The organism is Streptomyces toxytricini (genome assembly GCF_014649915.1).
Classification (GTDB): domain Bacteria; phylum Actinomycetota; class Actinomycetes; order Streptomycetales; family Streptomycetaceae; genus Streptomyces; species Streptomyces toxytricini.
The window spans coordinates 25,429-47,993 of the sequence record NZ_BMTY01000011.1 but is presented as its reverse complement, the minus strand read 5'-3'; the positions used below and the strand labels follow the sequence as shown (position 1 = coordinate 47,993).

20 protein-coding genes are annotated in these 22,565 nt (G+C 75.9%); 11 read left to right on the top strand and 9 right to left on the bottom strand.

Annotated elements, in window-relative coordinates; translation table 11 throughout:
* The first annotated feature begins 149 nt into the window (after positions 1 to 149).
* The 6 genes from IE170_RS15615 to hypE are packed head-to-tail and all read left to right on the top strand — an operon-like array spanning position 150 to position 6,263.
* Positions 150 to 551 carry a hydrogenase maturation nickel metallochaperone HypA gene (locus IE170_RS15615; protein WP_189809984.1) on the top strand — a complete coding sequence of 134 codons (402 nt, stop codon included), beginning with the start codon at positions 150 to 152 and terminating at the stop codon, positions 549 to 551.
* 3 nt (positions 552 to 554) lie between these two features.
* Positions 555 to 1,349, top strand: a complete 795-nt coding sequence (gene hypB, locus IE170_RS15610; protein WP_189809983.1) for a hydrogenase nickel incorporation protein HypB — start codon at positions 555 to 557, stop codon at positions 1,347 to 1,349.
* Positions 1,349 to 3,748: a carbamoyltransferase HypF gene (gene hypF, locus IE170_RS15605; protein ID WP_189809982.1), complete on the top strand. Its 2,400-nt coding sequence runs from the start codon at positions 1,349 to 1,351 to the stop codon at positions 3,746 to 3,748. Before hypB ends, hypF begins: the two co-directional genes overlap by 1 nt.
* Positions 3,717 to 4,058 carry a HypC/HybG/HupF family hydrogenase formation chaperone gene (locus tag IE170_RS15600; RefSeq protein ID WP_189809981.1) on the top strand — a complete coding sequence of 114 codons (342 nt, stop codon included), beginning with the start codon at positions 3,717 to 3,719 and terminating at the stop codon, positions 4,056 to 4,058. Before hypF ends, IE170_RS15600 begins: the two co-directional genes overlap by 32 nt.
* Positions 4,055 to 5,209 carry a hydrogenase formation protein HypD gene (gene hypD / locus IE170_RS15595; RefSeq protein WP_189809980.1) on the top strand — a complete coding sequence of 385 codons (1,155 nt, stop codon included), beginning with the start codon at positions 4,055 to 4,057 and terminating at the stop codon, positions 5,207 to 5,209. Before IE170_RS15600 ends, hypD begins: the two co-directional genes overlap by 4 nt.
* Positions 5,202 to 6,263 carry a hydrogenase expression/formation protein HypE gene (hypE, locus tag IE170_RS15590; RefSeq protein ID WP_308428403.1) on the top strand — a complete coding sequence of 354 codons (1,062 nt, stop codon included), beginning with the start codon at positions 5,202 to 5,204 and terminating at the stop codon, positions 6,261 to 6,263. The genes hypD and hypE overlap by 8 nt, the downstream gene beginning before the upstream one ends.
* Before the next feature lie 71 nt (positions 6,264 to 6,334).
* On the opposite strand, the gene IE170_RS15585 is transcribed toward hypE, so the two are convergent.
* Positions 6,335 to 7,180 carry a class II glutamine amidotransferase gene (locus tag IE170_RS15585; RefSeq protein WP_189809979.1) on the bottom strand — a complete coding sequence of 282 codons (846 nt, stop codon included), beginning with the start codon at positions 7,178 to 7,180 and terminating at the stop codon, positions 6,335 to 6,337.
* A 338-nt stretch (positions 7,181 to 7,518) separates the two neighbouring features.
* Here IE170_RS15585 and IE170_RS15580 point away from each other — a divergent pair, with 338 nt between their 5' ends.
* Entirely contained in the window at positions 7,519 to 8,163 is a 645-nt protein-coding gene (locus tag IE170_RS15580; protein ID WP_189809978.1) for a DUF4360 domain-containing protein, read from the top strand.
* Between the two features lie 60 nt (positions 8,164 to 8,223).
* Positions 8,224 to 8,886, top strand: coding sequence for a DUF4360 domain-containing protein (locus IE170_RS15575; RefSeq protein WP_189810137.1), 663 nt, complete (start codon positions 8,224 to 8,226; stop codon positions 8,884 to 8,886).
* Between the two features lie 73 nt (positions 8,887 to 8,959).
* On the opposite strand, the gene IE170_RS15570 is transcribed toward IE170_RS15575, so the two are convergent.
* The 6 genes from IE170_RS15570 to IE170_RS15545 all read right to left on the bottom strand — a co-directional run bounded on the left by IE170_RS15570 (position 8,960) and on the right by IE170_RS15545 (position 17,166).
* A complete protein-coding gene (locus IE170_RS15570) occupies positions 8,960 to 10,366 on the bottom strand; it encodes a L,D-transpeptidase (protein WP_229884817.1) in 1,407 nt (468 codons plus the stop codon).
* A 351-nt stretch (positions 10,367 to 10,717) separates the two neighbouring features.
* Positions 10,718 to 12,907 (bottom strand): bifunctional serine/threonine-protein kinase/ABC transporter substrate-binding protein, encoded by a 2,190-nt coding sequence (locus IE170_RS15565; RefSeq protein WP_189809976.1) that lies wholly within the window; start codon positions 12,905 to 12,907, stop codon positions 10,718 to 10,720.
* 3 nt (positions 12,908 to 12,910) lie between these two features.
* Positions 12,911 to 15,085: a bifunctional serine/threonine-protein kinase/ABC transporter substrate-binding protein gene (locus IE170_RS15560; protein ID WP_189809975.1), complete on the bottom strand. Its 2,175-nt coding sequence runs from the start codon at positions 15,083 to 15,085 to the stop codon at positions 12,911 to 12,913.
* On the bottom strand, positions 15,085 to 15,954 hold the full coding sequence (locus IE170_RS15555; protein ID WP_189809974.1) for a hypothetical protein: 870 nt from the start codon (positions 15,952 to 15,954) through the stop codon (positions 15,085 to 15,087). The genes IE170_RS15560 and IE170_RS15555 overlap by 1 nt, the downstream gene beginning before the upstream one ends.
* A gap of 144 nt (positions 15,955 to 16,098) precedes the next feature.
* Entirely contained in the window at positions 16,099 to 16,326 is a 228-nt protein-coding gene (locus IE170_RS15550) for a DUF6296 family protein (protein WP_189809973.1), read from the bottom strand.
* A gap of 219 nt (positions 16,327 to 16,545) precedes the next feature.
* Entirely contained in the window at positions 16,546 to 17,166 is a 621-nt protein-coding gene (locus IE170_RS15545) for an L-threonylcarbamoyladenylate synthase (protein WP_189809972.1), read from the bottom strand.
* 168 nt (positions 17,167 to 17,334) lie between these two features.
* On the opposite strand from IE170_RS15545, the gene IE170_RS15540 reads away from it, so the two are divergent.
* Positions 17,335 to 17,598: a UBP-type zinc finger domain-containing protein gene (locus IE170_RS15540; protein ID WP_189809971.1), complete on the top strand. Its 264-nt coding sequence runs from the start codon at positions 17,335 to 17,337 to the stop codon at positions 17,596 to 17,598.
* 19 nt (positions 17,599 to 17,617) lie between these two features.
* Here the strand turns inward: IE170_RS15540 and IE170_RS15535 are convergent, their stop codons facing one another.
* On the bottom strand, positions 17,618 to 18,736 hold the full coding sequence (locus IE170_RS15535) for a M20 family metallopeptidase (protein ID WP_189809970.1): 1,119 nt from the start codon (positions 18,734 to 18,736) through the stop codon (positions 17,618 to 17,620).
* Between the two features lie 201 nt (positions 18,737 to 18,937).
* Between IE170_RS15535 and IE170_RS15530 the strand changes: the two genes are divergently transcribed.
* Positions 18,938 to 19,447: a hypothetical protein gene (locus IE170_RS15530; protein WP_229884815.1), complete on the top strand. Its 510-nt coding sequence runs from the start codon at positions 18,938 to 18,940 to the stop codon at positions 19,445 to 19,447.
* Positions 19,448 to 19,634: 187 nt separating this feature from the next.
* Positions 19,635 to 20,666 (top strand): DUF1259 domain-containing protein, encoded by a 1,032-nt coding sequence (locus tag IE170_RS15525; RefSeq protein ID WP_189809969.1) that lies wholly within the window; start codon positions 19,635 to 19,637, stop codon positions 20,664 to 20,666.
* On the opposite strand, the gene IE170_RS15520 is transcribed toward IE170_RS15525, so the two are convergent.
* Positions 20,632 to 22,545 (bottom strand): peroxidase family protein, encoded by a 1,914-nt coding sequence (locus tag IE170_RS15520; protein WP_189809968.1) that lies wholly within the window; start codon positions 22,543 to 22,545, stop codon positions 20,632 to 20,634. The two genes, IE170_RS15525 and IE170_RS15520, sit on opposite strands and share 35 nt — an antisense overlap.
* Positions 22,546 to 22,565: the final 20 nt, after the last annotated feature.

Genomic DNA, 22,565 nt, shown 5'->3' with positions numbered 1-22,565 from the left:
CCGGCGGACTGCCGCCGCGGGCCGCACGGCCCGCCACGGGTGCGCCGTCCCGGCCGCCGAACGGAGGACGCCGGGCGCGGCGCACCGGCGCGCCCGGCCCCCGTGCCGGCGCGCCCGCCGTCTAATGGGGCCCGGCAGGACGGAGTCCCATGCACGAGATGTCGATCGCCGTGGCCGTGGTGGCCCAGGTCGAGGAGGCCGCCGCTTCCGCGGGGGCGGCCGCCGTCACCGAAGTCCGCCTGCGGGTGGGGGAGCTGGCCGGCGTGGTGCCCGACGCCCTCGCCTTCTGCTTCGAACTCGCCTGCGCCGACACCCTCCTGGCGGGCGCCGCCCTGGCCGCCGAGCCCGTCCCCGGCCGCGCCCGCTGCGGCGCCTGCACCGCCGAGTGGCCGACCGGCATGCCGCCCCTGCTGGTCTGCCCCGACTGCGACCGGGCCGGCGACGTCGCCCTGCTCGCCGGGCGGGAGCTGGAGATCGCCGGCGCCCGCTTCGAGGACCCACCGGGGCAGGACCCCGCCCCCACCCGCGAACCGATCGTCGAGGAGCACTGAAGCATGTGCCGTGTGGTCGACCTCCAGCAGGCGGTCCTCGCCAAGAACACCTCCGCCGCGCAGACCCTGCGCACCGCACTCGCCGCCCGCGGAACCGCCGTCGTCAACCTGCTGTCCAGCCCCGGCAGCGGCAAGACCGCCCTTCTGGAACGGGAACTCGGCCTCGCCCGCGAGCGCGGGGTGCCCGTCGCCGCCCTCACCGCCGACCTCGCCACCGAGAACGACGCGACGCGGCTGGCCCGTTCGGGCGTCCCCGTCAAGCAGGTGCTCACCGACGGGCTGTGCCACCTGGAGGCGCACATGCTCGGCCGCCACCTCGACGGCTGGCTCCCCGACGGCACCCGCCTGCTGTTCGTCGAGAACGTCGGCAACCTCGTCTGCCCCGCCTCCTACGACCTCGGCGAGTCGCTGCGCATCGTCCTCGCCTCCGTCACCGAGGGCGAGGACAAGCCGCTGAAGTACCCGACCGCGTTCGGCCTCGCCCACCTGGTCGTCGTGACGAAGACCGACATCGCGGGGGCGGCCGCGTTCGACGAGGCCGCCTTCCGGGCGAACGTGCGCCAGGTCAACCCCGGCGTGGAGGTGCTGCTGACGTCCGCGCGCACCGGCGAGGGCGTCGGCGCGCTGCTGGACCGCGCCGTGGCGGTGGCGGAAGGGGCGCCCGTTCACGTGCCGGTCATGGCCGGCCGGCAGCCCGCGCACGCGCACGGCCACGGCGGGCACGAGCACGGCCACACCGGCGGCGCAGCGGGCGCGGACACCGGACGCCCGCGGTCCGCCACCGCGCCCACCCGCTGATGGAGGCCGTGCAGCGCCGCCGGGTCGTCGTGCGCGGTGTCGTCCAGGGCGTCGGCTTCCGGCCCTACGTGTACACCCGCGCGACCGGGCTCGGCCTCGCCGGGCACGTCACCAACACCCCCGACGGCGTCGTCGCCGAGGTCGAGGGCGCGCCCGACGCCGTGTCGGCCTTCTGCGAGCGGCTCGCCGCCGACGCCCCGCCGCTGGCCGTCGTCGACGCAGTCGACCACTGCGAGGTCCCCGTCGCAGGCGGCGCCGGTTTCACCATCACCCCTTCACGCACCGGCGGCCCCGCCCGTACCCTCGTCTCCCCGGACACGGCCACCTGCGCCGCCTGCCTGGCCGAGCTCGCGGACCCCGCCGACCGGCGCCACCGGCACCCCTTCATCACCTGCACGCACTGCGGCCCCCGCTTCACCATCGTGACCGGGCTGCCGTACGACCGGGCGCACACCACCATGGCCCGCTTCCCCATGTGCCCCGACTGCGCCCGCGAGTACGCCGACCCCGCCGACCGCCGCTTCCACGCCCAGCCCGTGGCCTGCCCGGCCTGCGGGCCGCGGCTGCGGCTCCTCGCCGGGACCCCGCCGCGGGAGGCCGCCGGAGCCGTCGACCCCGTGGCGCAGGCCCGCCGCCTGCTCGCCGAGGGCGCCGTCCTCGCCGTCAAGGGCCTCGGCGGCTACCACCTCGCCTGCGACGCCGCCAATCCCGCGGCCGTCGCCGGGCTGCGCCGCCGCAAGGAGCGCGGCGACAAGCCGTTCGCACTGATGGCCCGGGACACCGCCGACCTGGCCGGCCTCGTACGGATCGGCCCCGCCGAACACGCCCTGCTGACCGGCCCGGTCCGGCCCATCGTGCTGCTGCGCCGCCTCCCCGCCGCGGCCGCGGACCCCGCAGGGGTGCGCGTCGCCGATGCCGTCGCCCCCCGCTGCCCCGACCTCGGCGTGATGCTCCCGTACACGCCCGTGCACCACCTGCTGCTCGGCCTGCCCGGCGATCCGCCCGGCCCCCGCCTGCTCGTCATGACCAGCGGCAACCTGTCCGGCGAGCCCATCGTCACCGACGACGCCGAGGCCGTGGAGCGCCTCGCCGGCCTCGCCGACGCCTGGCTCACGCACGACCGGCCCATCCACGTGCCGTGCGACGACTCCGTGGTCCGCGTCTGCGACGGCGAGCCCCTCGTCCTGCGCCGCGCCCGGGGCCACGCCCCGCTGCCGCTGGACCTGCCGCTGCCCGTGCCGCCCGTCCTCGCCGTCGGGGGCGACCTGAAGAACGCCTTCTGCCTCGGCGAGGGGCGCAGGGCCTGGCTGTCCGCGCACATCGGCGACATGGACGACCTCGCCACGCAGACCGCCTTCGAACGGGCCGAAGGGCAGCTGGAGTCCATCACCGGCGTCCGCCCCGCCCTCCTCGCCGCCGACCGCCACCCCGGGTACCGCTCCACCGCCTGGGCCCGGCGCGCCGCCGGGGCCCGCCCCGTCGCCGGCGTGCAGCACCACCACGCGCACGTCGCCTCCGCCATGGCCGAGCACGGCCTCGACGGCCGCAAGAGCGTCATCGGCTTCGCCTTCGACGGCACCGGGCACGGGGACGACGGCGCCGTGTGGGGCGGCGAGGTGCTCCTGGCCGACTACGCGGGCCACCACCGCTTCGCACACCTGGCGTACGTCCCGCTGCCGGGCGGCGACGCCGCGGTCCGGCGCCCCTACCGCATGGCCCTGTCCCACCTGCTGGCCGCCGGCCTGCCCTGGTCGCCGGACCTCCCCTGCACCGGCGCCTGCCCCACCGAGGAACTACGCGTCCTGGAGCGCCAGTTGGAGCGCGGCCTGCACTGCGTCCCCACCTCCAGCATGGGCCGGCTCTTCGACGCCGTCTCCTCGCTCGCCGGGGTCTGCCACCACGCCGGGTACGAGGCACAGGCGGCGGTCGAGCTGGAGGCCGCCGCCCTCGCGGCCCCCGCCCCTCCGGGCTCCGCCGCCGGATACGCGTTCGCGCTCCGTGCCGCGGCGGCCGCGGACACGCCGGTCACCGCCGACCCGGCACCCCTGCTGGCCGCCGTGGTCGCGGACCTGCGCGCCGCAACGCCGCCGCCGCTGATCGCGGCCCGCTTCCACACCGCGGTCGCCGAACTCGTCGCCGATCTCGCCGTCCTGGCCCGTGACCGGCACGGCCTCGACACCGCCGCCCTGACCGGCGGGGTGTTCGCCAACACCGTGCTCTCCTCCGCCTGCGCCCGCCTGCTGCGCGGCCGCGGCTTCACCGTCCTGCGCCACCACCGCGTCCCGCCGAACGACGGCGGGCTGGCCCTCGGCCAGCTGATGGTCGCGGCGGCCGGAAACCGGCACCACCCACAGCAAGGAGGAGGCCATGTGCCTGGCGGTACCCGGCAGAGTGCTTGAGATCGCGGAGCGGGACGGCACCCGCATGGCGAGCGTCGACTTCGGCGGCGTCGTCAAGGAGGTGTGCCTGGAGTACCTGCCCGACCTGCGGGTGGGCGAGTACGCCGTCGTCCACGTCGGGTTCGCGCTCCAGCGGCTCGACGAGGAGTCCGCCCGGCGCACCCTGGAGCTCTTCGAGGAGCTCGGCATGCTCCAGGAGGAGTTCGGCGACCCGTGGGAGCGGGCGGCGGCCGAGGCGGGCGCAGAGGAAGGCACCTCCGGCGCACGGCCGGAGGCCGAGGGGACGGCGCGGGAGGCGCGGCAGCGGTGAAGTACATCGACGAGTTCCAGGACCCCGGGCTGGCCCGCCGGCTCCTGGACGACATCCGGGCCTCCGTGACGCGGCCGTGGGCGCTGATGGAGGTCTGTGGCGGCCAGACCCACACGATCATCCGGCACGGCATCGACCAGCTCCTGCCGGAGGCCGTCGAGCTGATCCACGGCCCCGGCTGCCCGGTGTGCGTGACGCCGCTGGAGGTCATCGACAAGGCCCTCGCCATCGCCGCACGCCCCGAGGTGGTCTTCTGCTCCTTCGGCGACATGCTCCGCGTCCCCGGGACCGGCAAGGACCTCTTCCGGGTCCGCAGCGAGGGCGGCGACGTCCGCGTGGTCTACTCCCCGCTCGACGCCCTGCGCATCGCCCGCGAGAACCCCGACCGGCAGGTCGTGTTCTTCGGCATCGGCTTCGAGACCACCGCCCCGCCCAACGCCATGACGGTGTACCAGGCGCGCAGGCTCGGCATCCGCAATTTCAGCCTGCTCGTCTCCCACGTCCGGGTCCCCCCGGCGATCGAGGCGATCATGCGGTCGCCGAGCTGCCGCGTACAGGGCTTCCTGGCCGCCGGGCACGTGTGCAGCGTCATGGGCACCGCCGAGTACCCCGAGCTGGCCGACCGCCACCGGGTGCCCGTCGTCGTCACCGGCTTCGAACCCCTCGACATCCTCGAAGGCGTCCGCCGGGCCGTGCGCCAGTTGGAGCGCGGCGAGCACACCGTCGAGAACGCCTACCCGCGGGCGGTGCGCCCCGAGGGCAACCCGGCCGCCCTCGCGATGATCGAAGACGTCTTCGAGGTCACCGACCGGGCCTGGCGCGGCATCGGCACCATCCCCGACAGCGGCTGGCGGCTCTCGGAGCGCTACCGCGAGTACGACGCCGAGCACCGCTTCCCGGTGTCCGGCATCACCACCCGCGAGCCCGCGGCCTGCCGCAGCGGCGAGGTGCTCCAGGGGCTGCTCAAGCCGCACCAGTGCGAGGCGTTCGGCACCGCCTGCACCCCGCGCACCCCGCTCGGCGCCACGATGGTCTCCAGCGAGGGCGCCTGCGCCGCGTACTACCTCTACCGGCGCCTGGGCACGGCCCCGGCAGCCCGCACCCCGCAGCCCGCACCGCAGCCCCCGCTGGAGGCGAGCCCCGTTGTCTGACACCGTCCTCGACGTCACCGGGTGGACCTGCCCGGCACCCCTGCGCGACCACCCCCGCGTCGTCATGGGCCACGGCGGCGGGGGCGCGCTCTCCGCCGAGCTGGTCCGGCACGTCTTCGCCCCCGCGTACGGCGGCGAGGTGCTGGCCGGGATGGGCGACAGCGCAGCCGTCACGCTGGGCGGTGCCCGGCTCGCGTTCTCCACCGACTCCTACGTGGTGCGGCCGCTGTTCTTCCCCGGCGGCAGCATCGGCGACCTCGCGGTCAACGGCACCGTCAACGACCTCGCGATGAGCGGCGCCCGCGCCGCCTACCTGTCCTGCGCCTTCATCCTGGAGGAGGGCGTCGAGACCGCCACGGTGGCCCGGGTCGCCGAGGCCCTCGGCGCCGCCGCCCGGGCCGCGGGCGTCGAGGTCGCCACCGGCGACACCAAGGTCGTCGAGGCCGGCCACGGCGACGGCATCTACATCACCACGGCCGGCATCGGACTCGTCCCCGACGGCGTGGACCTGCGCCCGCAGCGCGTGCGGCCCGGAGACGCGGTCATCGTCAGCGGCGAGATCGGCGCGCACGGGGTGGCCGTCATGAGCTGCCGCGAGGGCCTCGGCTTCGACGTGGAGACCGTCAGCGACTGCGCCCCGCTCGTCGGGCTCGTCGAGGCGATGCTCGCCGTGACGCCCGACCTGCACGTGCTGCGGGACCCCACGCGCGGCGGGCTGGCGGCCGCGCTCGGGGAGATCGCCGCCGCATCGGGCACGGGCATCGTCGTCGACGAGGGGCGGGTGCCGGTGCCCGAGCCCGTCCGCAACGCCTGCGCGGTCCTCGGACTGGACCCCTTCTACGTCGCCAACGAGGGCAAGCTGGTGGCGTTCGTGCCGCCCGGGCACGCGGAGGCCGTCCTGGACGCGATGCGCGCCCACCCGCTGGGCCGGCGCGCGGCGATCGTGGGCCGGGCCGTGGATGAGCACCCCGGCATGGTCGTGGCGCGGACCGGGCTGGGCGGGACGCGCGTACTGGACCTGCCACTGGGGGAGCAGCTGCCCCGGATCTGCTGACGGCCGCGCCGGCCCGCCGCGGCCCTTCCCGGGGCGCGGCAGGCCGGCGGCCGGCCGCGGCGGGCCCGCCGTCAGGGGAGTTCGGGGATGAACGGCAGGCAGTCCTCGTGGCCCTCCGCCGGCACCACCACGTAGCTCGCCTCGGGCAGCTCGTTCCACAGCCCCGGCAGGTCTCCCAGCGGCTCCGAGACCACCAGCCGGGTGTCGTCGGAGACCTCGCGCAGGTAGGGCAGCTCCGGGTACAGCTCCCGGACGGTGTCGGCCCGGCTGCTGAAGAACAGCGAGCGCGACCTGCCGGAGCTGGAGTAGCGGAACGCCCACACGCGGTCCCCGTCGCTGACGGCGACCGTCATCTGGAGCGGGTCGGCGACGCCGTGCTCCTTGCCCACCCGCTCGACCAGCCCCGCCATGCGGGCGACCGCCCCGGGCACGTCCTGGTCGAGGCCGAAGGTGACGGCCAGGTAGAACATCACCTCGGAGTCCGTCGACCCCTCGATGCAGGGGAAGAGGGCCGGGTCGACGGCCATGCACAGGTCGCGCTGGAGGCGCTGGAAGTCGGTGATGGCCCCGTTGTGCATCCACAGCCAGCGGCCGTGCCGGAACGGGTGGCAGTTCGTCTGCTGGATGGCGGAGCCCGTCGAAGCCCGTACGTGGGCGAAGAACAGCGGGGAGCGGATGTGGGCGGCGAGCTCCCGCAGGTTGCGGTTGCTCCAGGCCGGCCCGATGTCGCGGAACACCGCGGGGGTGCCGTTCGCGGCCGCGTCGGTGCTGTACCAGCCGATCCCGAAGCCGTCGCCGTTGGTCGTCTCCACTCCCATCCGAGCATGCAGGCTCTGGTTGATCAGTGAGTGTTCCGGCTGGTAGAGAACCGCGTCCAACAGCAGCGGCGAGCCGGAATAGGCCAACCATCGACACATGCGCATCATCCCTCTCCTGCACCCCGTCCGAGCCTAACGCGGCACGGCGCGGTGTGCGCCGTGCGGACGGGCGGGCGGAGTACGGCCCGGCCCGGCCGGGCGGGTCCGCGGGGTTCCGGTCAGAGTGCGCGGGCGGCGCCCGCGGCCCGGACGGCGGCGGCCGGGGGAGCGGGGCTGATGGGCGGGGTGCGGGGCGGCGGGGGCGGGCGCGGAATTCGGCCAGCGGGAGTGGCCGGAGGCGGTTGGCCGTATCGGCACCTTTCCGGGCCGGTAAAGCCGTGGTGGCATGTCCATGCCGAAATCCGGAAAACCGGCTCCGGAGGAATGGGGAAAACCAGATGGTGATCCGCAGATTGACCGCCGCCGCGGCACTGGCGGCGCTGACCGCCCTGGCTGCACCGGCCCACGCCGCCACCGAAACGCCGCCTCCCGGGAGAATCACCGTCGACGTCGTCGGCGTCAACGGATCCGGATGCCCCCAGGGCACCGCCTCCGTCGCCGCCGCCCCCGACAACACCTCCTTCACGGTCACGTACAGCGACTACCTCGCCCAGACCGGAGCCGGCTCCGGCGGCACCGACTTCCGCAAGAACTGCCAGCTCGCCCTGCGCATCCACGTCCCGCACGGCTTCACCTACGCCATCGCCCGCGCCGACTACCGCGGCTTCGCCCACCTCCAGCGCGGCGCCTACGGGCAGGAGCGCGCCAACTACTACTTCCAGGGCATGGCGCAGACCGCCCGCACCCTCCACCAGTTCCAAGGCCCGTACTCCGACAACTGGCAGGCCACCGACCAGACCGACTACGCCGACCTGGTCTGGGCACCGTGCGGCGAGGAGCGCAACCTCAACGTCAACAGCGAGCTGCGCGTCTACCCCGGCACCTCGAACCCGCAGTCCCTGAGCTTCATGAGCATGGACTCCACCGACGGCAGCGTCAGCACGGTCTACCACTTCGCCTGGAAGACCTGTCCCGGGTCCTGACCCGGCGTGAGCACCGGCCCACCCGAATCACGGTCAGGAGCGACGACGATGTCCCCTTCCCTGTCCCGCACCCTGCTCACCGGCGCCGCGGCCGCCGTCCTCGCCGCCACGGCGACCACCCCGGCAGGCGCCGCCGGCCACACCCCGCAGATCACCGCGCCCCCCGACAAGATCGTGATCGAGCTCGCCACGGTCAACGGATCCGGATGCCGCGAGGGCACCGCCGAGGTGGCCGTGGCCCCCGACAACACCGCCTTCACCGTCACCTACAGTGACTACCTCGCGCAGGTCGGCCCCGGCGCGCCGCCGACCGCGTTCCGCAAGAACTGCCAGCTGAACCTGCGGGTGCACGTTCCCTCCGGATTCACCTACGCGATCGTCCAGGCCGACTACCGCGGATTCGCATTCCTCCAGCCCGGCGCATGGGGCCAGGAACGGGCGAACTACTACTTCCAGGGAATGCCGCAGACGACGCAGCGCACCCACCAGTTCAACGGACCCTTCAACGACAACTGGCAGGCGACCGACCGGACCGAATACGCGGACCTCGTCTGGGCGCCCTGCGGTGAAAAGCGCAATTTCAACATCAACACCGAACTGCGGGTGAATGCGGGCACCTCCAACCCGCAAGCGGCGACCAGCTTCATGGCGATGGACTCCACCGACGCCAGTGTCAGCACCCTGTACCACCTCGCCTGGCAGGCCTGCCCCGCCCCCCGGTAGACGGCCCGCCCGGCGCGGTAACGGGCGCTGCACCCGCGCGACGCCGCGGGTGCAGCGCCCACCCGCGTCCGCGTCAGACGAGCGGCAGCAGGCGCGCCGGCGTGCGCGGCGCCGCCGCGGACACCGCCGCCGCAGGGGCCGCCTCCGCGGCCTCCGGGGCGAGCGCACTGCCCGCCAGCCAGGCCTTCCAGTCCAGGTTCCAGTCGCCGAAGCCGTTCGCGAACGGCTCCATCGGCTCACCGCCGCTGTTGACCACCTCCACGATGTCCCCGATCCGCACCGTGTCGAAGAACCAGGCCGCGTCCGCCGTGCTCATCCCCGTGCAGCCGTGGCTGACGTTCTCCCGCCCCTGCGCGTCCACCGACCAGGGCGCCGCGTGCACGTACTCCCCGCTCCACGTCACCCGCGTCGCGTACCGCACCGACAAGTCGTAGAACTCGCTGGTTCCGCGCTGGATGCCGACCGTGTCCCCGCGCATGCGGACCCTCGCCTCCTGCCCCAGCACCACCTTGATGCCGCTGCGGGTGCGGAAGCCCTCCTTGCCGGTGGTCACCGGGATCGTCCGCAGCACCCGGCCGTTGCGCCGCACCGTCATCACGTGCGCGGCGGAGTCCGTCAGCGCCTCGATCCGGTCCCCGACGGTGAACTCCACCGGATCCGACGGCCCGCCGTGGCCGTGCTCGCCCAGGTCCACCCCGTCCAACCCGCTGCGCACCCGCACCACCGCGCGGGCGGGCCAGTACGTGCGCGGCCGGTAGTGCAGCGTCGAGGCGTCCACCCAGTGCCACGCCCCCTGCACCGCCGGCTCCGACGTGACCTCCAGGGACCGCTCGACCCGCGCCCGTGCCTCCCGGTCGGCCGCCGGGACCGGCCGGCTCAGCGAGGCCGTCACGATCTGCCCCGCCCCGTACGTCCCCGGCCGCGGCCCGAAACCGGCCGTGACCCGGCCGCCCTTCGGGGCCGGCGCCGTCCGGAACGCCATGGTCGCCCCGACCGGGGTGCCGGCCGCGTCCTGCGCCCCCACGTGCACCGTGTACAGCTCGCCGGCCCGCAGAGGCTCGGTGTTGTTCCAGTGCCGGCCCTTCGGGGAGAGGACGCCGCCGACGTGCCGGCCGTGCGCGTCCTGCACGGTGACGTCGGTCAGCAGCCCGGGGCCGGCCAGCCCGATCTCCAGCGGGCCCCCCGGATCCGTCGGCAGCACCACCGTGCGCGCCGCGCCGCGCACGGCGCCGCGCCCGCGCGGCTCGCGCAGCACCGCGCCCGCGCCGTCGGCGGTGGCCCGGACCCGCTGCTGCCGCCAGCCCGTGCACAGCCCTTCCCGGAACCCCTCGGCGGCGCAGCCCGCCGCGGATACGCCGCCCTCCGCCAGGGCCCTGCCCACCAGCAGCACCACGCCGGCCGACACGGGGGCGGAGCCGTCCGCGGGCTGCGGCGGTGCGCTGCCCGGCGCGGCGGCGACGAGCAGCGCGGCCCCCGTCACGGCGGCAGCGACGCTCCAGGCCCGGCTCCGCCGGGACCGGGAGGGGCGGGGCGACCGCCGTTCGGGTGCATCCTGCTGCGGTTGCGCAGCCAGTGGTTCCCGTGGTGCGTGCGGTGCGCGGTGTGTCGGAGACATCGGGATGCGGCCCTCCCAGATCGCCCATGGCCGGATGGCAGCATCAAAGACGACCGCGGGCCGAAAGGATGATCATGCGCTCGGGGGGTGCGGCCGAACGGGAGCCGAAGAACACCCGCACGGAGCAGGCGCCCGGCACCGGACCGGCCGCCCCGGCCGCGAGGGCCGGCGCCGTCACGTCGCGGCCGTCACGTCGCGGCCGTCACGTCGCGGCCGTCACGTCGCGGCCGTCACGTCCGCGTACGGGCCGAGGTACGCGAAGGCGCCCGACCGGACCCGGTACAGGTGCGCGACGCGCAGCCCGGCCAGCGTCCGCGTGGTGGCGTCGAAGGCCAGCGGCTTGGCCAGCCCCTCGTAGGACGTGCGGAAGACCCGCCGCGACAGCCCCGGCCGGTCGCGGCCCTCCTCGCCGAGCGCGGCCAGGGCGGCCGCGGCCAAGCCGAGTGCGTCGTGGGCCTCGGCGGCCCACCGGGCCGGCGGCTCCCCGTACGCGGCCCGGTGCGCGGCGGTGAAGCCGGCCGCGGCGGGTACCGCCGACGGCTCCGTGAAGAACGCGCCGAACAGCCAGTCCTCCGCCGCCCCGCCCGCCGCCTCCAGGAAGGTGGGGGCCATCACCCGGCCCGTCGCCATCCGCGGGCCCGCGAACCCGGCGCCGTCCAGCGCACGCGCGAACCGGCCGGCGACCGCCGCGGACGTCCCCGCGAAGACCGCGGCCTGCGCCCCCGCCCGCAGGATCCCGTCCACGACCGAGGCCAGGTCGGCGCCGCCCGCCGCGGCCGGGATCCGGTGGACGCTCACGGTGCCCTGCGACGGTGGCGTGTGCCGGAGCATGCGGGTGAGCTCCCGGTCCGTCTCCGCCGCGCCCTCCTGCTCCACGACCGCGGTGTGCGAGACGGGACGCACCCGAGACAGGTAGTGCAGCACCGGCAGGGAGATCTCCTCCGGCTTGCCGCGCGTGTCGCACACCGTCCGCCAGTGGGACTGCGCCGCCGCCCCGCTGTGGACGGACACCGGCAGCAGGAGCAGGTCGGCGGCCAGGCAGGCCTCGGCCAGGGCGGGTACGGCGGCCTGCGCGGTGGGGCCGACGACCGCGACCACCGACGGGTCCGCCACCAGCTGCGCGATCACCTGCGCGGCCCGCGCGGGGTCGCCGCCGTCGTCCGCAGCGCGGACGGCCAGCCGGAACGGCACCCCGCCGCGCGCGTTGTGCTGCTCCGCGGCCAGCCGCAGGCCCCTCTCGTGCGCCTGCCCCTCGGCCCTGCCCGGCCCCGACAGGTCGGCCTGGAGGGCGACGGTGAACACCGGCCCGGCCGCCGTCCCGCGCGGGCCGCCGGCCCCGCCTCGTACACGGTCGCGCGAGGCCAGCCAGGCGGGCGGAACCGCCGCCGCGGCCACCGCACCGCCGACCGCGAGGAGGCGCCGCCGGGTCAGCCGGCCGCCGCCCGGCCCCGGCGCCCCGGGCGGCGTCCGCGGTGCGTCGAGGCGGGTGGGCTCCGGGGCGGGCAGCTCCAGGGCGCGGGTGGAGCGCTCGGCGATCAGCCGCGGCAGCGGCGGCGGCAGCCAGTCCCCGCCGCCGTCCCCGCCGTCCCCGTCGGCCGGCTCCCCGCCGCCGAGGACTTCTCGCAGCCGCTGCGGGAGCGGCCGCCCGGCCGGGTCCTTCGCCAGGCACGCCCCGACGGCCTCCCGCAGCTCCGCGGGGAGTCCGTCCAGCACCGGTTCGTCGTGCACCGTGCGGAAGACGACGGCGGCGGCGTGACCGCCGCCGAACGGCCCCCGCCCGGTCGCCGCGAACACCAGCACGCAGCCGAGGGAGAACACGTCCCCCGCCGGCCCCGGGGACCGCGCGCCCGCCCGCGCCTGTTCCGGCGGCAGGTCGCCCGGCGTCCCGACGACCGCGTCGGCCGCCGTCAGCGTCGTCGCCCCGACCGCCCGAGCGATCCCGAAGTCGATCAGCCTCGGCCCGTCCGGCGCGAGCAGGATGTTCCCCGGCTTCACGTCACGGTGCACCAGCCCCGCCGCGTGCACCTGCTGGAGGGCCTCGGCCAGCCGCACCCCCAGCGTCCGCACGCTCCCCGCCGGCAGGGGGCCGTACCCGCCCACCGCCTCGGACAGCGACGGCCCGGGGACGAACGGCGTGGCCAGCCACGGCTCGCGGGCCTCCGGATCGGCGGCGACCACCGGCACCACCCACCGCCCGGACAGCCCCGCCGCGGCCTGCGCCTCCCGCCGGAACCGGGCCCGGAACGCCGGATCCGCGGCATGGTCGGCCCGGATCACCTTCACCGCGAGCAGGACGCCCGCCGGGGACCGGCCCAGGTACACGGTGCCCATGCCGCCCGAACCGAGCCGTCCGAGGAGCCGGTGCCCGCCGACCGACGCCGGATCGGCGGGCAGGAGCGGGCGCACCCGCTACCCGGCCGACTCGCCGACGGCGGGCCCCACGAACCGGATCCGGCCGCCCTCCACCCGGTGCAGGAAGTGGATGTTCCCCTTCACCTGCCGCTGCGCGTCGTACGCGTACTCCTTCGCAAGGCCCTGGTAGGTGCCCACGGGCAGGGCCGCCAGCAGCTCCGCCCGGGTCGGGCGGGCACCGTCCCGCGCGGCCGCGGCCAACCGGTCGATGACCTGGGCTGCCGTGTCGTACGCCTCGACCGTCCAAATGCCCGGCGCCTCCCCGTACGCGTCCCGGTGCGCCTTGGCGAGCTGCGCGGCCCGCGGCGCCTCCGGGCCGGTGTACGGGGTGAGGAACTGCCAGCCCTCGGCGGCCGCCCCCGCCTGCGCCAGGAACTCCGGGCCGGCGGTCCCGTAGTCGGCGGCGCGCGGCCCGCGGAACCCGGCCTCGGCCAGCAGCCCGGCCGTCTTCGCCGCCCCGGCCGGGGTGCCCGTGTAGAAGAACCCGTCGACGCCGTGCGCGAGCATGTCGGCGACGACCTGCGGAAGCGCCTGCGCCCCGCGCGGCACCACCCGGGCGTACGCCGTCGCCGCCGGGTCGGCGGAGCCCAGGGTCCGGCTGAGCAGCAGCACGGCCTGCCACCCCTCGGAGTCGCCGTCGCGGTCGCACAGCAGTCCCAGGCGCCGCGCCCCCTGCCCCCGTACGAGCTGCAGGCCGACGGCGGAGCCCTGGCCGAGGGACCGCGCGGAGTTCTGGAAGAAGCTCCGCCGGTCCGCCACGCCGAACACCGTGCCGAGCGCCGACACGGTCAGCAGGGGCAGCGCGGCCTCCCCGTAGGGCTCCAGGCAGGGCATCACGGAGGCGTTGGCGGTCGGGCCGACCACCGCGAGGACGTCCCGGTTGCCGACCAGCCCGGCCGCGGCGGCGGCGCTCCGGTCGGCGGCGCCGCCGTCGTCGGCGGTGACCACCCCCAGCGTGAACGGCCGCCGGGCGCGGGAGTTGAAGTCGGCGACGGCCAGCCGCACCCCGCGCTCCTGGGCCAGCCCGGCCGCCCTGTACGGCCCCGACAGGTCCGCGTGCACCCCGAGGAGCCACCGCCGCCCGCCCGCCGCACCGGAGGAGCCGGCGCCTGTGCCGCCCCGCAGCGACAGCCAGGCGGCGGCCCCGCCGCCGGCCGCGGCCAGGGCGCCCGCCGCGCCGAGGGCCAGCAGCCGCCGCCGCGTCGGACCGCGCCCGCCGGCCGCCGCGGTGCCGGCCTCCGAGCCGCCGGCAGCCGCATCGGCGACGGTCTCCTCGATCCCCGGCAGCGCCAGCAGCGCGGCCGCCCGCTCGGCGATCACCGCCACGACCGGGTCGGGCAGCCACCCGGTGCCCGGCCCCGGAGCGTCCTCGGTCAGCGCCCCGTCCACCTCGCGGGCCGTGGGCCGCTCCCCGGGGTGCTTGGCGAGGGCCCTGCGCAGCAGCGCGGCCAGCTCCGGGTCGGCGAGGACCTCCGGCCCGAACTCCGGCTCGTCGTGGACGGTGCGGTACAGCACCGCCTCCGCCGCGCCCGTCCCGAACGGCAGCCGCCCCGTGGCCGCGTACGCGAGCAGGCAGCCCAGCGAGAACACGTCCCCGGCGGGCTCGGCGGGCAGTCCCCGGGCCTGCTCGGGGGAGAGGAACCCGGGAGTGCCGATGACGACGTCCGTGGAGGTCAGGGCGGTGTGCTCGCCGCCGCGCGCGATCCCGAAGTCGATCAGCCGCGGGCCGTCCATGCCGAGCAGCACGTTCGCCGGCTTCACGTCCCGGTGGACCAGGCCCTGCCCGTGCATCACCCCGAGCGCCCCGGCCAGCGCCTTCCCCAGGAGCCGTACGGCGCGCAGCGGCAGCGGGCCGTGCGCGGCGACGGCCTCCGCCAGCGAGGGCCCGGGAACGAACGCGGTGGCCAGCCACGGCTCGGCCGCGTCCGGGTCGGCGCCGGTGACGCGCACCGCCCACGGGCTGTCCACGCGGGCCGCGATGGCCGCCTCACGCCGGAACCGGGCGCGGAAGTCGTCCTCGTCCGCGTATTCGGCGCGGATCACCTTGACCGCGGCGAGCGCCCCGTCGTCGGTGCGGCCGAGGTAGACGACGCCCATGCCTCCCGCGCCGAGCCGCCCCAGCAGGCGGTGCCCGCCGATCCGGGAGGGGTCCGCAGGATGGAGCCGCTCCATCAGCCCTCCTTCGCGAGCGCGCCGTGCGCCTGGAGCATCATCCGGCTGGTCCCCTGCACGACCAGCGCCCGGACGGCCTGCGCGGTGACCCCCGCCGCTCCCCGGCCGGCGACCGCCATCGTGACCGGGCCGAACTGCCCCTGCGACCACACGTAGGGGTGCGGCCCGCCGTCCTTCTCGCCGACGTACTCGCCGGACTCGCTGAAGGCGTCCTCCGTCCAGCCGTTCAGCTGCTCGCCCAGATAGAGCGAGGCGCCCCACAGGTTCTGCAGCCGCTCGCCGGCGCCCAGCACCTGCTGCGGGCAGCGCAGCACCTCCTCCATGGCCTGCGCCGTCTCCCAGCCGGATCCGGACGGGTCGCGGTGGACGGTGACCGTGGCGCTGATCCGCACCCGGCCGCGGCCGTCGCCGGCCGGAACGTGGAAGTAGCGGGTCCTGGTGGCGAGCACGCCGGGCGGCAGGCCGGCGGTCTGCCACACGCAGTCCGCGTCGAGGACCGGCCAGTGGCCGGACCGGCTCTCGAAGGGGGAGCTGCGCCGCACGTCCGGGCCGAACGCCTCCTGGTCGATTAGGACCCGGTCGAGCAGGGCACGGGCCGCTGCGGCGTCGGCGGGCTGCTTGGCCGGGTCGAACGCGGGGACCGCGGACGGGGCGGGTGCCCCGCCGCCCGGGTCGCCGGACGGGGCCGGCGCCCCGGCGGTGGCTCCGCCCGAAGCCGCCGACGGACGCGGGGACTCCTCCGGACCGCCCCTCGCGTCCGGTGTCCCGTCCGCGGCGCACCCGGCCAGGGCCAGCAGGGCCGCGGCCGCCGTCGCGCAGCCGCGGGCGCGCAGCCCGCCCGGACGTCCGAATACCCCCGACCCCGTCACGGCGGAGATCGTACCCCGCACATCCGCCTGTCAAGTGCCTTACTGGCAAGGATCGTTGGCCTGAAGGGCAGCCGAACGGGACACCGCGGACCGGGAGTCGCGGGCCCGGCCGCGGCCCGGCAGGGCGTCACGGGGGACCGGCGGTCACTCCACCGGTCGGGCGCGGACCACGCGGGCCGGGCTCTGCCCGCCGCCCGACGCCAGGACGCGGACCTCCCCGCGGTCGCTGATCTCGGCGCGCACGATGCCGGTCGGGTCCTCGTACACAGGGTGCCCGCCGGGGCCCGACACGCCGGTCTCGGTGACGACCACGACGTCCTCGCGGCCGTCAGGATCCTCGGAAAACACCAGCTCGAAGCGCTGGGAACTCATCCGCGCCCTCCTCCGCCGAGCGAACCGAGCGTCTCCCTCCCATGATGCGCGCCCGCCGCCGGAGCCGCATCGCACCCCGGCCGACGCGTCGATCACGACGGGTGGGGGCGCAGGGACGGCCGGCGCCGCGGGTGGCCGCCCGCGGCCGCCCCGCCCCGGCCGGCACCGGACCCGGCAGGCCGTGCGCTTGCCGGATCCGGCCCGAAGACGCAGGCCGCCTCACTCGAACCGGGACGGGTCCCCGGCGCCGCGGCGGACGACCTCGGGGGCGCCGCCGGAGAAGTCGACGACCGTCGTCGGCTCCGTCCCGCAGTCGCCCGAGTCGACGACGATGTCCACGGAGTGCTCCAGCCGCTCCTTGATCTCCCACCCGATGGTGAGCGGTTCGCTCTCGTCGGGCAGCAGCAGGGTGCTGGACAGCAGAGGCTCACCCAGCTCGGCGAGGAGCGCCTGGGTGACGGTGTGGTCGGGGATGCGCACGCCGACGGTCTTCTTCTTCGGGTGCAGGAGCTGCCGCGGCACCTCCCGCGTCGCCGGCAGGATGAAGGTGTAACTGCCGGGCGTCGCCGCCTTGATGGCGCGGAAGACGTCGTTGCCGATGTTGACGAGCTGCCCCAGCTGCGCGAAGTCCCGGCACACCAGCGTGAAGTGGTGCCGGTCGTCCAGGCGGCGGATGGACCGGATCCGGGCCAGGCCCTCCCGGTTGCCCAGCTGGCAGCCCAGCGCGTAGCAGGAGTCGGTGGGGTACGCCACCAGGGCCCCGGAGCGGATGCCGTCCGCGACGCCGCTGATCGTGCGCTGCTGCGGGTTGTCGGGGTGGACGTCGAAGTACTTCGCCATCCGCCGAGCCTACGCGATCGGCCGCCCCCCTGCCGCTGCGGCCCGGTCCCGCGCCCGGCAGCCCCCGCGGGCCGCCGGGCGCATGCTGGAGAGGGGCCGCCACCGGCTGCCGCCCCGCCGGCCACGCCGGCCCCGCATCCGACCGACCGCGACACCAGGGAGGCGGCGATGAGCACGCATCCGGACCCGCACCTCGCCATGGTCCGCCCCGTCACGCCCCGAACCCCCGAGGGGTGCGAGGACTGCCTGAGCCTCGGCTCCCCCTGGGTGCACCTGCGGCTGTGCCTGGTCTGCGGCCGCGTGGGCTGCTGCGACTCCTCGCCGATGCGGCACGCCCGCGCGCACGCGACGGACACGGGACACGCCGTGGTCCGCTCCTTCGAGCGCGGCGAGGACTGGCGCTGGTGCTTCGTCCACGAAGCCCTCGTATGAGCCGCCGCAGGCCCCGCTCCTAGCGGTCCGCAGACCGCGGGCGCTCGCGGATCGCCCGTACGAGGCCCGCGACCAGCTCCGCGCGCTCGGCCATGGTGTCGACCAGCACGTACTCGTGGTCGGCGTGGGCGCCGCCGCCGACCGCGCCGAGCCCGTCGAGGGTGGGCACGCCGAGCGCGGCGGTGAAGTTGCCGTCGCTGCCGCCGCCCACGGCCCTGCCCTCCAGTGACGGCAGCAGCTCCTTCGCCAGGGCGAACAGCTCGGCCGACGCCGACTCGGGCATCGGGGGCCGGCCGACGGCGCCGCTCACCGTGATCTGCGCCTCGGCCAGGTGCGGGGCGAGGGACGCGAATGCGGACTCGATGCGCTCCTTCTCGCCCTCCGTCTCCACCCGGACGTCCACCACGATGTCCGCCTCCGCCGGGACGACGTTGTCCAGCGTGCCCGCGGACGCGACGGTCGGGGTGACGGTGGTGCCGGCCTCCGGACGGCCGAGCGCGGCGATGTCCAGCACCTGGTGCGCCGCCTCCACGAGGGCGTTGACCCCGGCGGCCGGTTCGAGCCCGGCGTGAGAGGCGCGGCCGGTGATGGAGACGTGGAAGGACCCGCAGCCCTTCCGGCCGGTCTTCAGCGCCCCGCCGTCGGCGGCGCCCTCCACGACGAGCACGGCGCCGCAGGCCAGCGCCCGCTCCTCGATCAGCGCCCGCGACGTGTGCGAGCCGACCTCCTCGTCGGCGGTCACCAGGATCTCCACGCCCGACGGGTCGCCGAGGCCCGCGATGCCGTGCACGGCCTGGACGAGCCCGCCGAGCATGTCGAACACGCCCGGCCCCGTCACCCGCCCGCCCTCGACGGCGAACGGCCGGCGCTCCAGCGTGCCCAGCGGGAACACCGTGTCGTGGTGGCCGAGGACCAGCACGCGCGGCTCCCCGCCGCCCGACCAGTGGACGTGCGGACCGGCCTCGCTGTCGACCAGGAGGGCCTGCCCGCCGAGCCGGCCCTCCAAGACCCCCGCAACCGCCTTCGCCGACGCGGCCAGCGCCTCCACGTCCCGTGACGGGGACTCGACTTCGACGAGGGTCCTGAGGTCTTCGAGCATCGCTTCGACACTCACACGGCCGGTCTTGTGCATCGTCATGCCGCAAGGGTACGCAGCGCCCCGCACCCGGCCGGGTCCCGCATGCGCCGCGGGGGGTGCGCCAAAGCGTCATCGAACGCCCCGAATGCGCCAACCTGCCGCCGCAGGGCCCCCGGAGGGACTGCCCGCCGTGTCCCTGGGTAGTTGAATGCGTTGTACACCTTGATCTTCGTGGATGTGTTGATGTGGGGAGGGTTTCCCGTGGCCGAACCGAAGGCTGTCCAGGACAGCGGCTGGGCCCCGGACGCGAGAGCCTCGGCGGGCACTGCCGTCGTGCTGACCTCGCTCCTGTTAGGGGTCGACGCCGCAGCCGGCTTCACCGACTGGCCGCGGACGGCGGTCTGGACGGGGCTCGGCGCCGTCCTGTTCGTCGTCCTGTGGCCCACCCGGGTCAGCGCCGCCCCCGGACGGCTGACCACCCGCGGGCTTGTCCGCCGGCGCCGGGTCCGCACCGACCGGCTGGCCTCCGTGGTCTGGCACGACGGGCTGGCGCAGCGGCTCGTCCTGACCGACACCGACGGCAACCGCGTCGAGCTCGACCCGCGGGTCCTCACGGCGAACCCCCCGCTGTGGCACCGGGTCGGCCAGGACATCGACACGAGCGTCGCCCGCGGCACCCTGGCCGAGGGCGTGGCGCCGATGCGGCGCCTCTCCCGCCTGATCGACAGCGAGACGGCGCACGCGGTCTTCAAGGTGTCCGCTCTCTCCTGACGTGCCGGCACCGCCCGCACCCCGCCCCGCCCGAGTCCCGCAGGTTTCCGTCAGTGTCCCGGCCCGCGCCCGCCCCGCACGGGTGAGCCTTTCCCCCGTCCGGCCCGCAGCGGGCGCCGGTCTGCGCCCGACGGCCCGTGTGCCGTGGTTGCATCGCCTGTCGACGGACCGGACGGAGGCGTTGACCATGACCCGAGACCGACGGCCCGGCGGGGACGCCCCCGCCGGCACATCCAGGCGCCGGCTGCTGACCGCCGCGGCGCTCGCACCCGTACTCACCGGCGCCGTGACGGCCACCGGCGCCGCAGCCGCCGCCGGGCCCGGCACCCGGACCGCCGCCCGGACGCCGATCGAGCCGGTGCCCACCACGGACGCCGACTGGCAGGGCGTCGCAGCCGCCCTGGGACGCCCCGGACGCCTCATGTCCGGCCTCGTCTACCGGGTGGCCTTCCCGCGCCGCGACCTCACCGTCGTCTCCCAGGGCGTCACCATCCACCCCGGGCTGGCCCTCAGCTCGTACGCCGCCTTCACCCCGTACGCCGACGGCATGACCGTGGTGCGCGGCGACCTCGTCGTCGTCGAGGCCGAGCTCCAGCGTGCCACCGACGCCCTGCACGCGAACGGATTCGGCCAGACCGCGATCCACAAGCACCTGCTCGCCCACGAACCCGACGTGTGGTGGACCCACTTCCACGCGATGGGGCACGACGCCGTCGAGGCGGCCCGCGGACTGCGGGCGGTCCTCGCCGCCACCGGCACCCCGCCCGCGGCCCCGCCCGCCCCCGCACCGCCCCTCGACCTGGACACCGCCGCCATGGACGCCGCCCTCGGCGCCGTGGGCACCAACGACGGCGGCATCTACAAGTACACCTTCGGCCGCCGCGAGACCGTCACCGACGAGCACCGCATCGTGCCCGCCGCGACCGGCATGGCCACCGTCCTCGCCTTCCAGCCCCTCGGCGGCGGGCGGGCCGCCGTGAACGGCGACTTCGTCATGACCGCCGAGGAAGTCCACCACGTCCTCCCGGCCCTGCGCCGCGGCGGCCTGTCCGTCATCGAGCTGCACAACCACGGCCTGATGGACGAGCCCCGCCTCTTCTACACCCACTTCTGGGGCGTGGACGACGCGGCCGTCCTCGCGCGGGGCCTGCGCCACGCCGTCGACGCCACCAACACGGCCCCGCCTACAGCGTCCGCCACGGCGCGAACGCGTTCGTGACGCCCTCCAGCGCCGCTCCCAGCTCCGGGTGGTGGCGCAGCAGCACGGTCACCATGCTGTTGCGGTCCACCCACTCCAGGCCCTCCGCCGTGTAGACCTCCGGCCGGTAGTCGGTGGTGAAGAACCGGTCGCTCTTCAGGCGCCGGCTCGCCATCAGGATGAAGATCCGGAACAGGGAGTCGCTGAACCCGAACCCGGCGGGCCGCGGCTCGGCGAGGTTCCCCACCAGGGTGTCGACCCGGTCGAGCCGCCCCTCGTAGACGTCCCGCAGCAGCGGGGTGTCCGACGGGTGCCCGCCCGTCAGCTCCTCGAAGGACCGTACGGGCCGCTTGCGCAGCATCCGCCGGTAGTCGTTGTACCGGGGGATCCCGCGCTCGCGGTCGCGCAGGATGTCCACCGTGCCGAGGTCGACGTGCTCCCCGGACAGCCGGACCAGGTTGCGCAGGGCGTCCGGGTGGTTGTGCAGGACGAGGGCCCCCGGGTGGGCCGTGCCGAAGGAGTAGAACAGGTCGCTCATCCCGTACGCCTCGACGGACTTGCGGGTGGCGGCGCCCTGCATGTCGTCGAAGCCGATCGTCTCGCGCGGGCCGCCGCCGCGGTGGTCGCGCAGCACCAGCTCGTCCGGGATCAGCGGGTGCAGCCGGTACGCGGAGACGAACTCCTCCGTCATCGAGTACGGGGCCGCGTGGTGGTCGGTCGGCGAGCCGGGGATCCCGCTCAGCATCTCCCCGCTGCCGACCCGCCCGAACGTCCTGCCGACCCAGCGCGGCAGGACCCCGTACCAGTTGGCGTCCATGGCCCGCTTGAGGACCGGGGTGTCGAGGACGCCCGGCGTCCACTCCACCGTGTGGATCTTCGCCATCAGCGCGGTGTTCACCAGCCGCGCGGTGTGGAAGAGCCGCTCGTCGCCCCACGTCGGGTAGTGGGCGCGCAGGAAGTCGCAGATCGCGTTGTGCTCCTTTGCGAAGAGCGTGTGCAGCAGCGACAGCCCCGCCCAGTAGTCGCTGTTCATGCCCGTCAGGTCCAGGCAGTCCCGGCCGGGGCGCGGGTCCGCGGGCAGCCGGCCGTCCTCGACGGTGAGCCTGCCGTGCTCGCCGGTGCGCAGGGAACGGCAGCGGGCCTCGTCCGAGCCGTAGACCTGGGAGCCGTCCCACCAGTGGGTGACGGTGTTCTCGTACGTGGGCGGGGTCCCGGGGGAGGTGTGGGCGACGGGGTCGGGGCGGGTGCGGTTGATCCGCATGGGGCAGGTCCCGCCGAGCGCCTCCCAGTCGTCGTCGGCGGCGAGCGGCACCGTGAACGGCTCGGCCTCCTCGTTGTCGCCGTGATTGGCCCAGCCGTGGTTCTCGAACTGGATCCACGCCGCCGCCAGGAGGTTCAGCGACGTCGCCGGCACGAACGAGCGGCGGGCCAGCAGCTGCCGGCTGATCTCGCGCGGGCTCGGAGTCATCAGCTCCTCGTCGGAGCCGGGGAAAGCCAGGGAGAGCGGGGCGTTGCGGTCGAGGCGGGTGCCGACGCGGCCCATGTCCTCGTCGTACGGGTCGTAGCCCGACCCGTCGTACGAGCGGTGGGGCAGCAGCTCGGCGGTGGGACGGCGGGGCCGCTCGCCGCCGGCGCCGTACGTGTCGTGGAGGTTCTCGCGGCGCAGGTCGTCGCGGAGCACCCGCAGGTTCAGCAGGGCGAGCGGCAGCGGCAGCTCGTGCCACTCCCGGTGCGCGTTCAGCAGGCCGAAGGCGGCCGAGCCCAGGCGTTCGAGGAGGCCGGGCGGGCCGTACCCGCCGGCGGCCGGCGGTGCGGACGCGGGCGGCGCCTGCCGGGGGACGGCGTCGGGGGAGGGCGGTGCGGGCGTACCGGGCTGCCCGGTGGAGGCGGTGTCGGTCATGGTGCTCCTTGGCGCGGTCG

Bases quoted from the DNA above. Each gene is read 5' to 3' on its own strand.
- IE170_RS15525 (WP_189809969.1), top strand. From the start codon at position 19,635: ATGACCCGAGACCGACGGCCCGGCGGGGACGCCCCCGCCGGCACATCC.
- hypB (WP_189809983.1), top strand. From the start codon at position 555: ATGTGCCGTGTGGTCGACCTCCAGCAGGCGGTCCTCGCCAAGAACACC.
- IE170_RS15535 (WP_189809970.1), bottom strand. From the start codon at position 18,736: ATGACGATGCACAAGACCGGCCGTGTGAGTGTCGAAGCGATGCTCGAA.
- IE170_RS15550 (WP_189809973.1), bottom strand. From the start codon at position 16,326: ATGAGTTCCCAGCGCTTCGAGCTGGTGTTTTCCGAGGATCCTGACGGC.
- IE170_RS15520 (WP_189809968.1), bottom strand. From the start codon at position 22,545: ATGACCGACACCGCCTCCACCGGGCAGCCCGGTACGCCCGCACCGCCC.
- IE170_RS15600 (WP_189809981.1), top strand. From the start codon at position 3,717: ATGTGCCTGGCGGTACCCGGCAGAGTGCTTGAGATCGCGGAGCGGGAC.
- IE170_RS15545 (WP_189809972.1), bottom strand. From the start codon at position 17,166: ATGGCGAAGTACTTCGACGTCCACCCCGACAACCCGCAGCAGCGCACG.
- IE170_RS15560 (WP_189809975.1), bottom strand. From the start codon at position 15,085: ATGGAGCGGCTCCATCCTGCGGACCCCTCCCGGATCGGCGGGCACCGC.
- IE170_RS15540 (WP_189809971.1), top strand. From the start codon at position 17,335: ATGAGCACGCATCCGGACCCGCACCTCGCCATGGTCCGCCCCGTCACG.
- IE170_RS15580 (WP_189809978.1), top strand. From the start codon at position 7,519: ATGGTGATCCGCAGATTGACCGCCGCCGCGGCACTGGCGGCGCTGACC.
- IE170_RS15585 (WP_189809979.1), bottom strand. From the start codon at position 7,180: ATGTGTCGATGGTTGGCCTATTCCGGCTCGCCGCTGCTGTTGGACGCG.
- hypF (WP_189809982.1), top strand. From the start codon at position 1,349: ATGGAGGCCGTGCAGCGCCGCCGGGTCGTCGTGCGCGGTGTCGTCCAG.
- IE170_RS15615 (WP_189809984.1), top strand. From the start codon at position 150: ATGCACGAGATGTCGATCGCCGTGGCCGTGGTGGCCCAGGTCGAGGAG.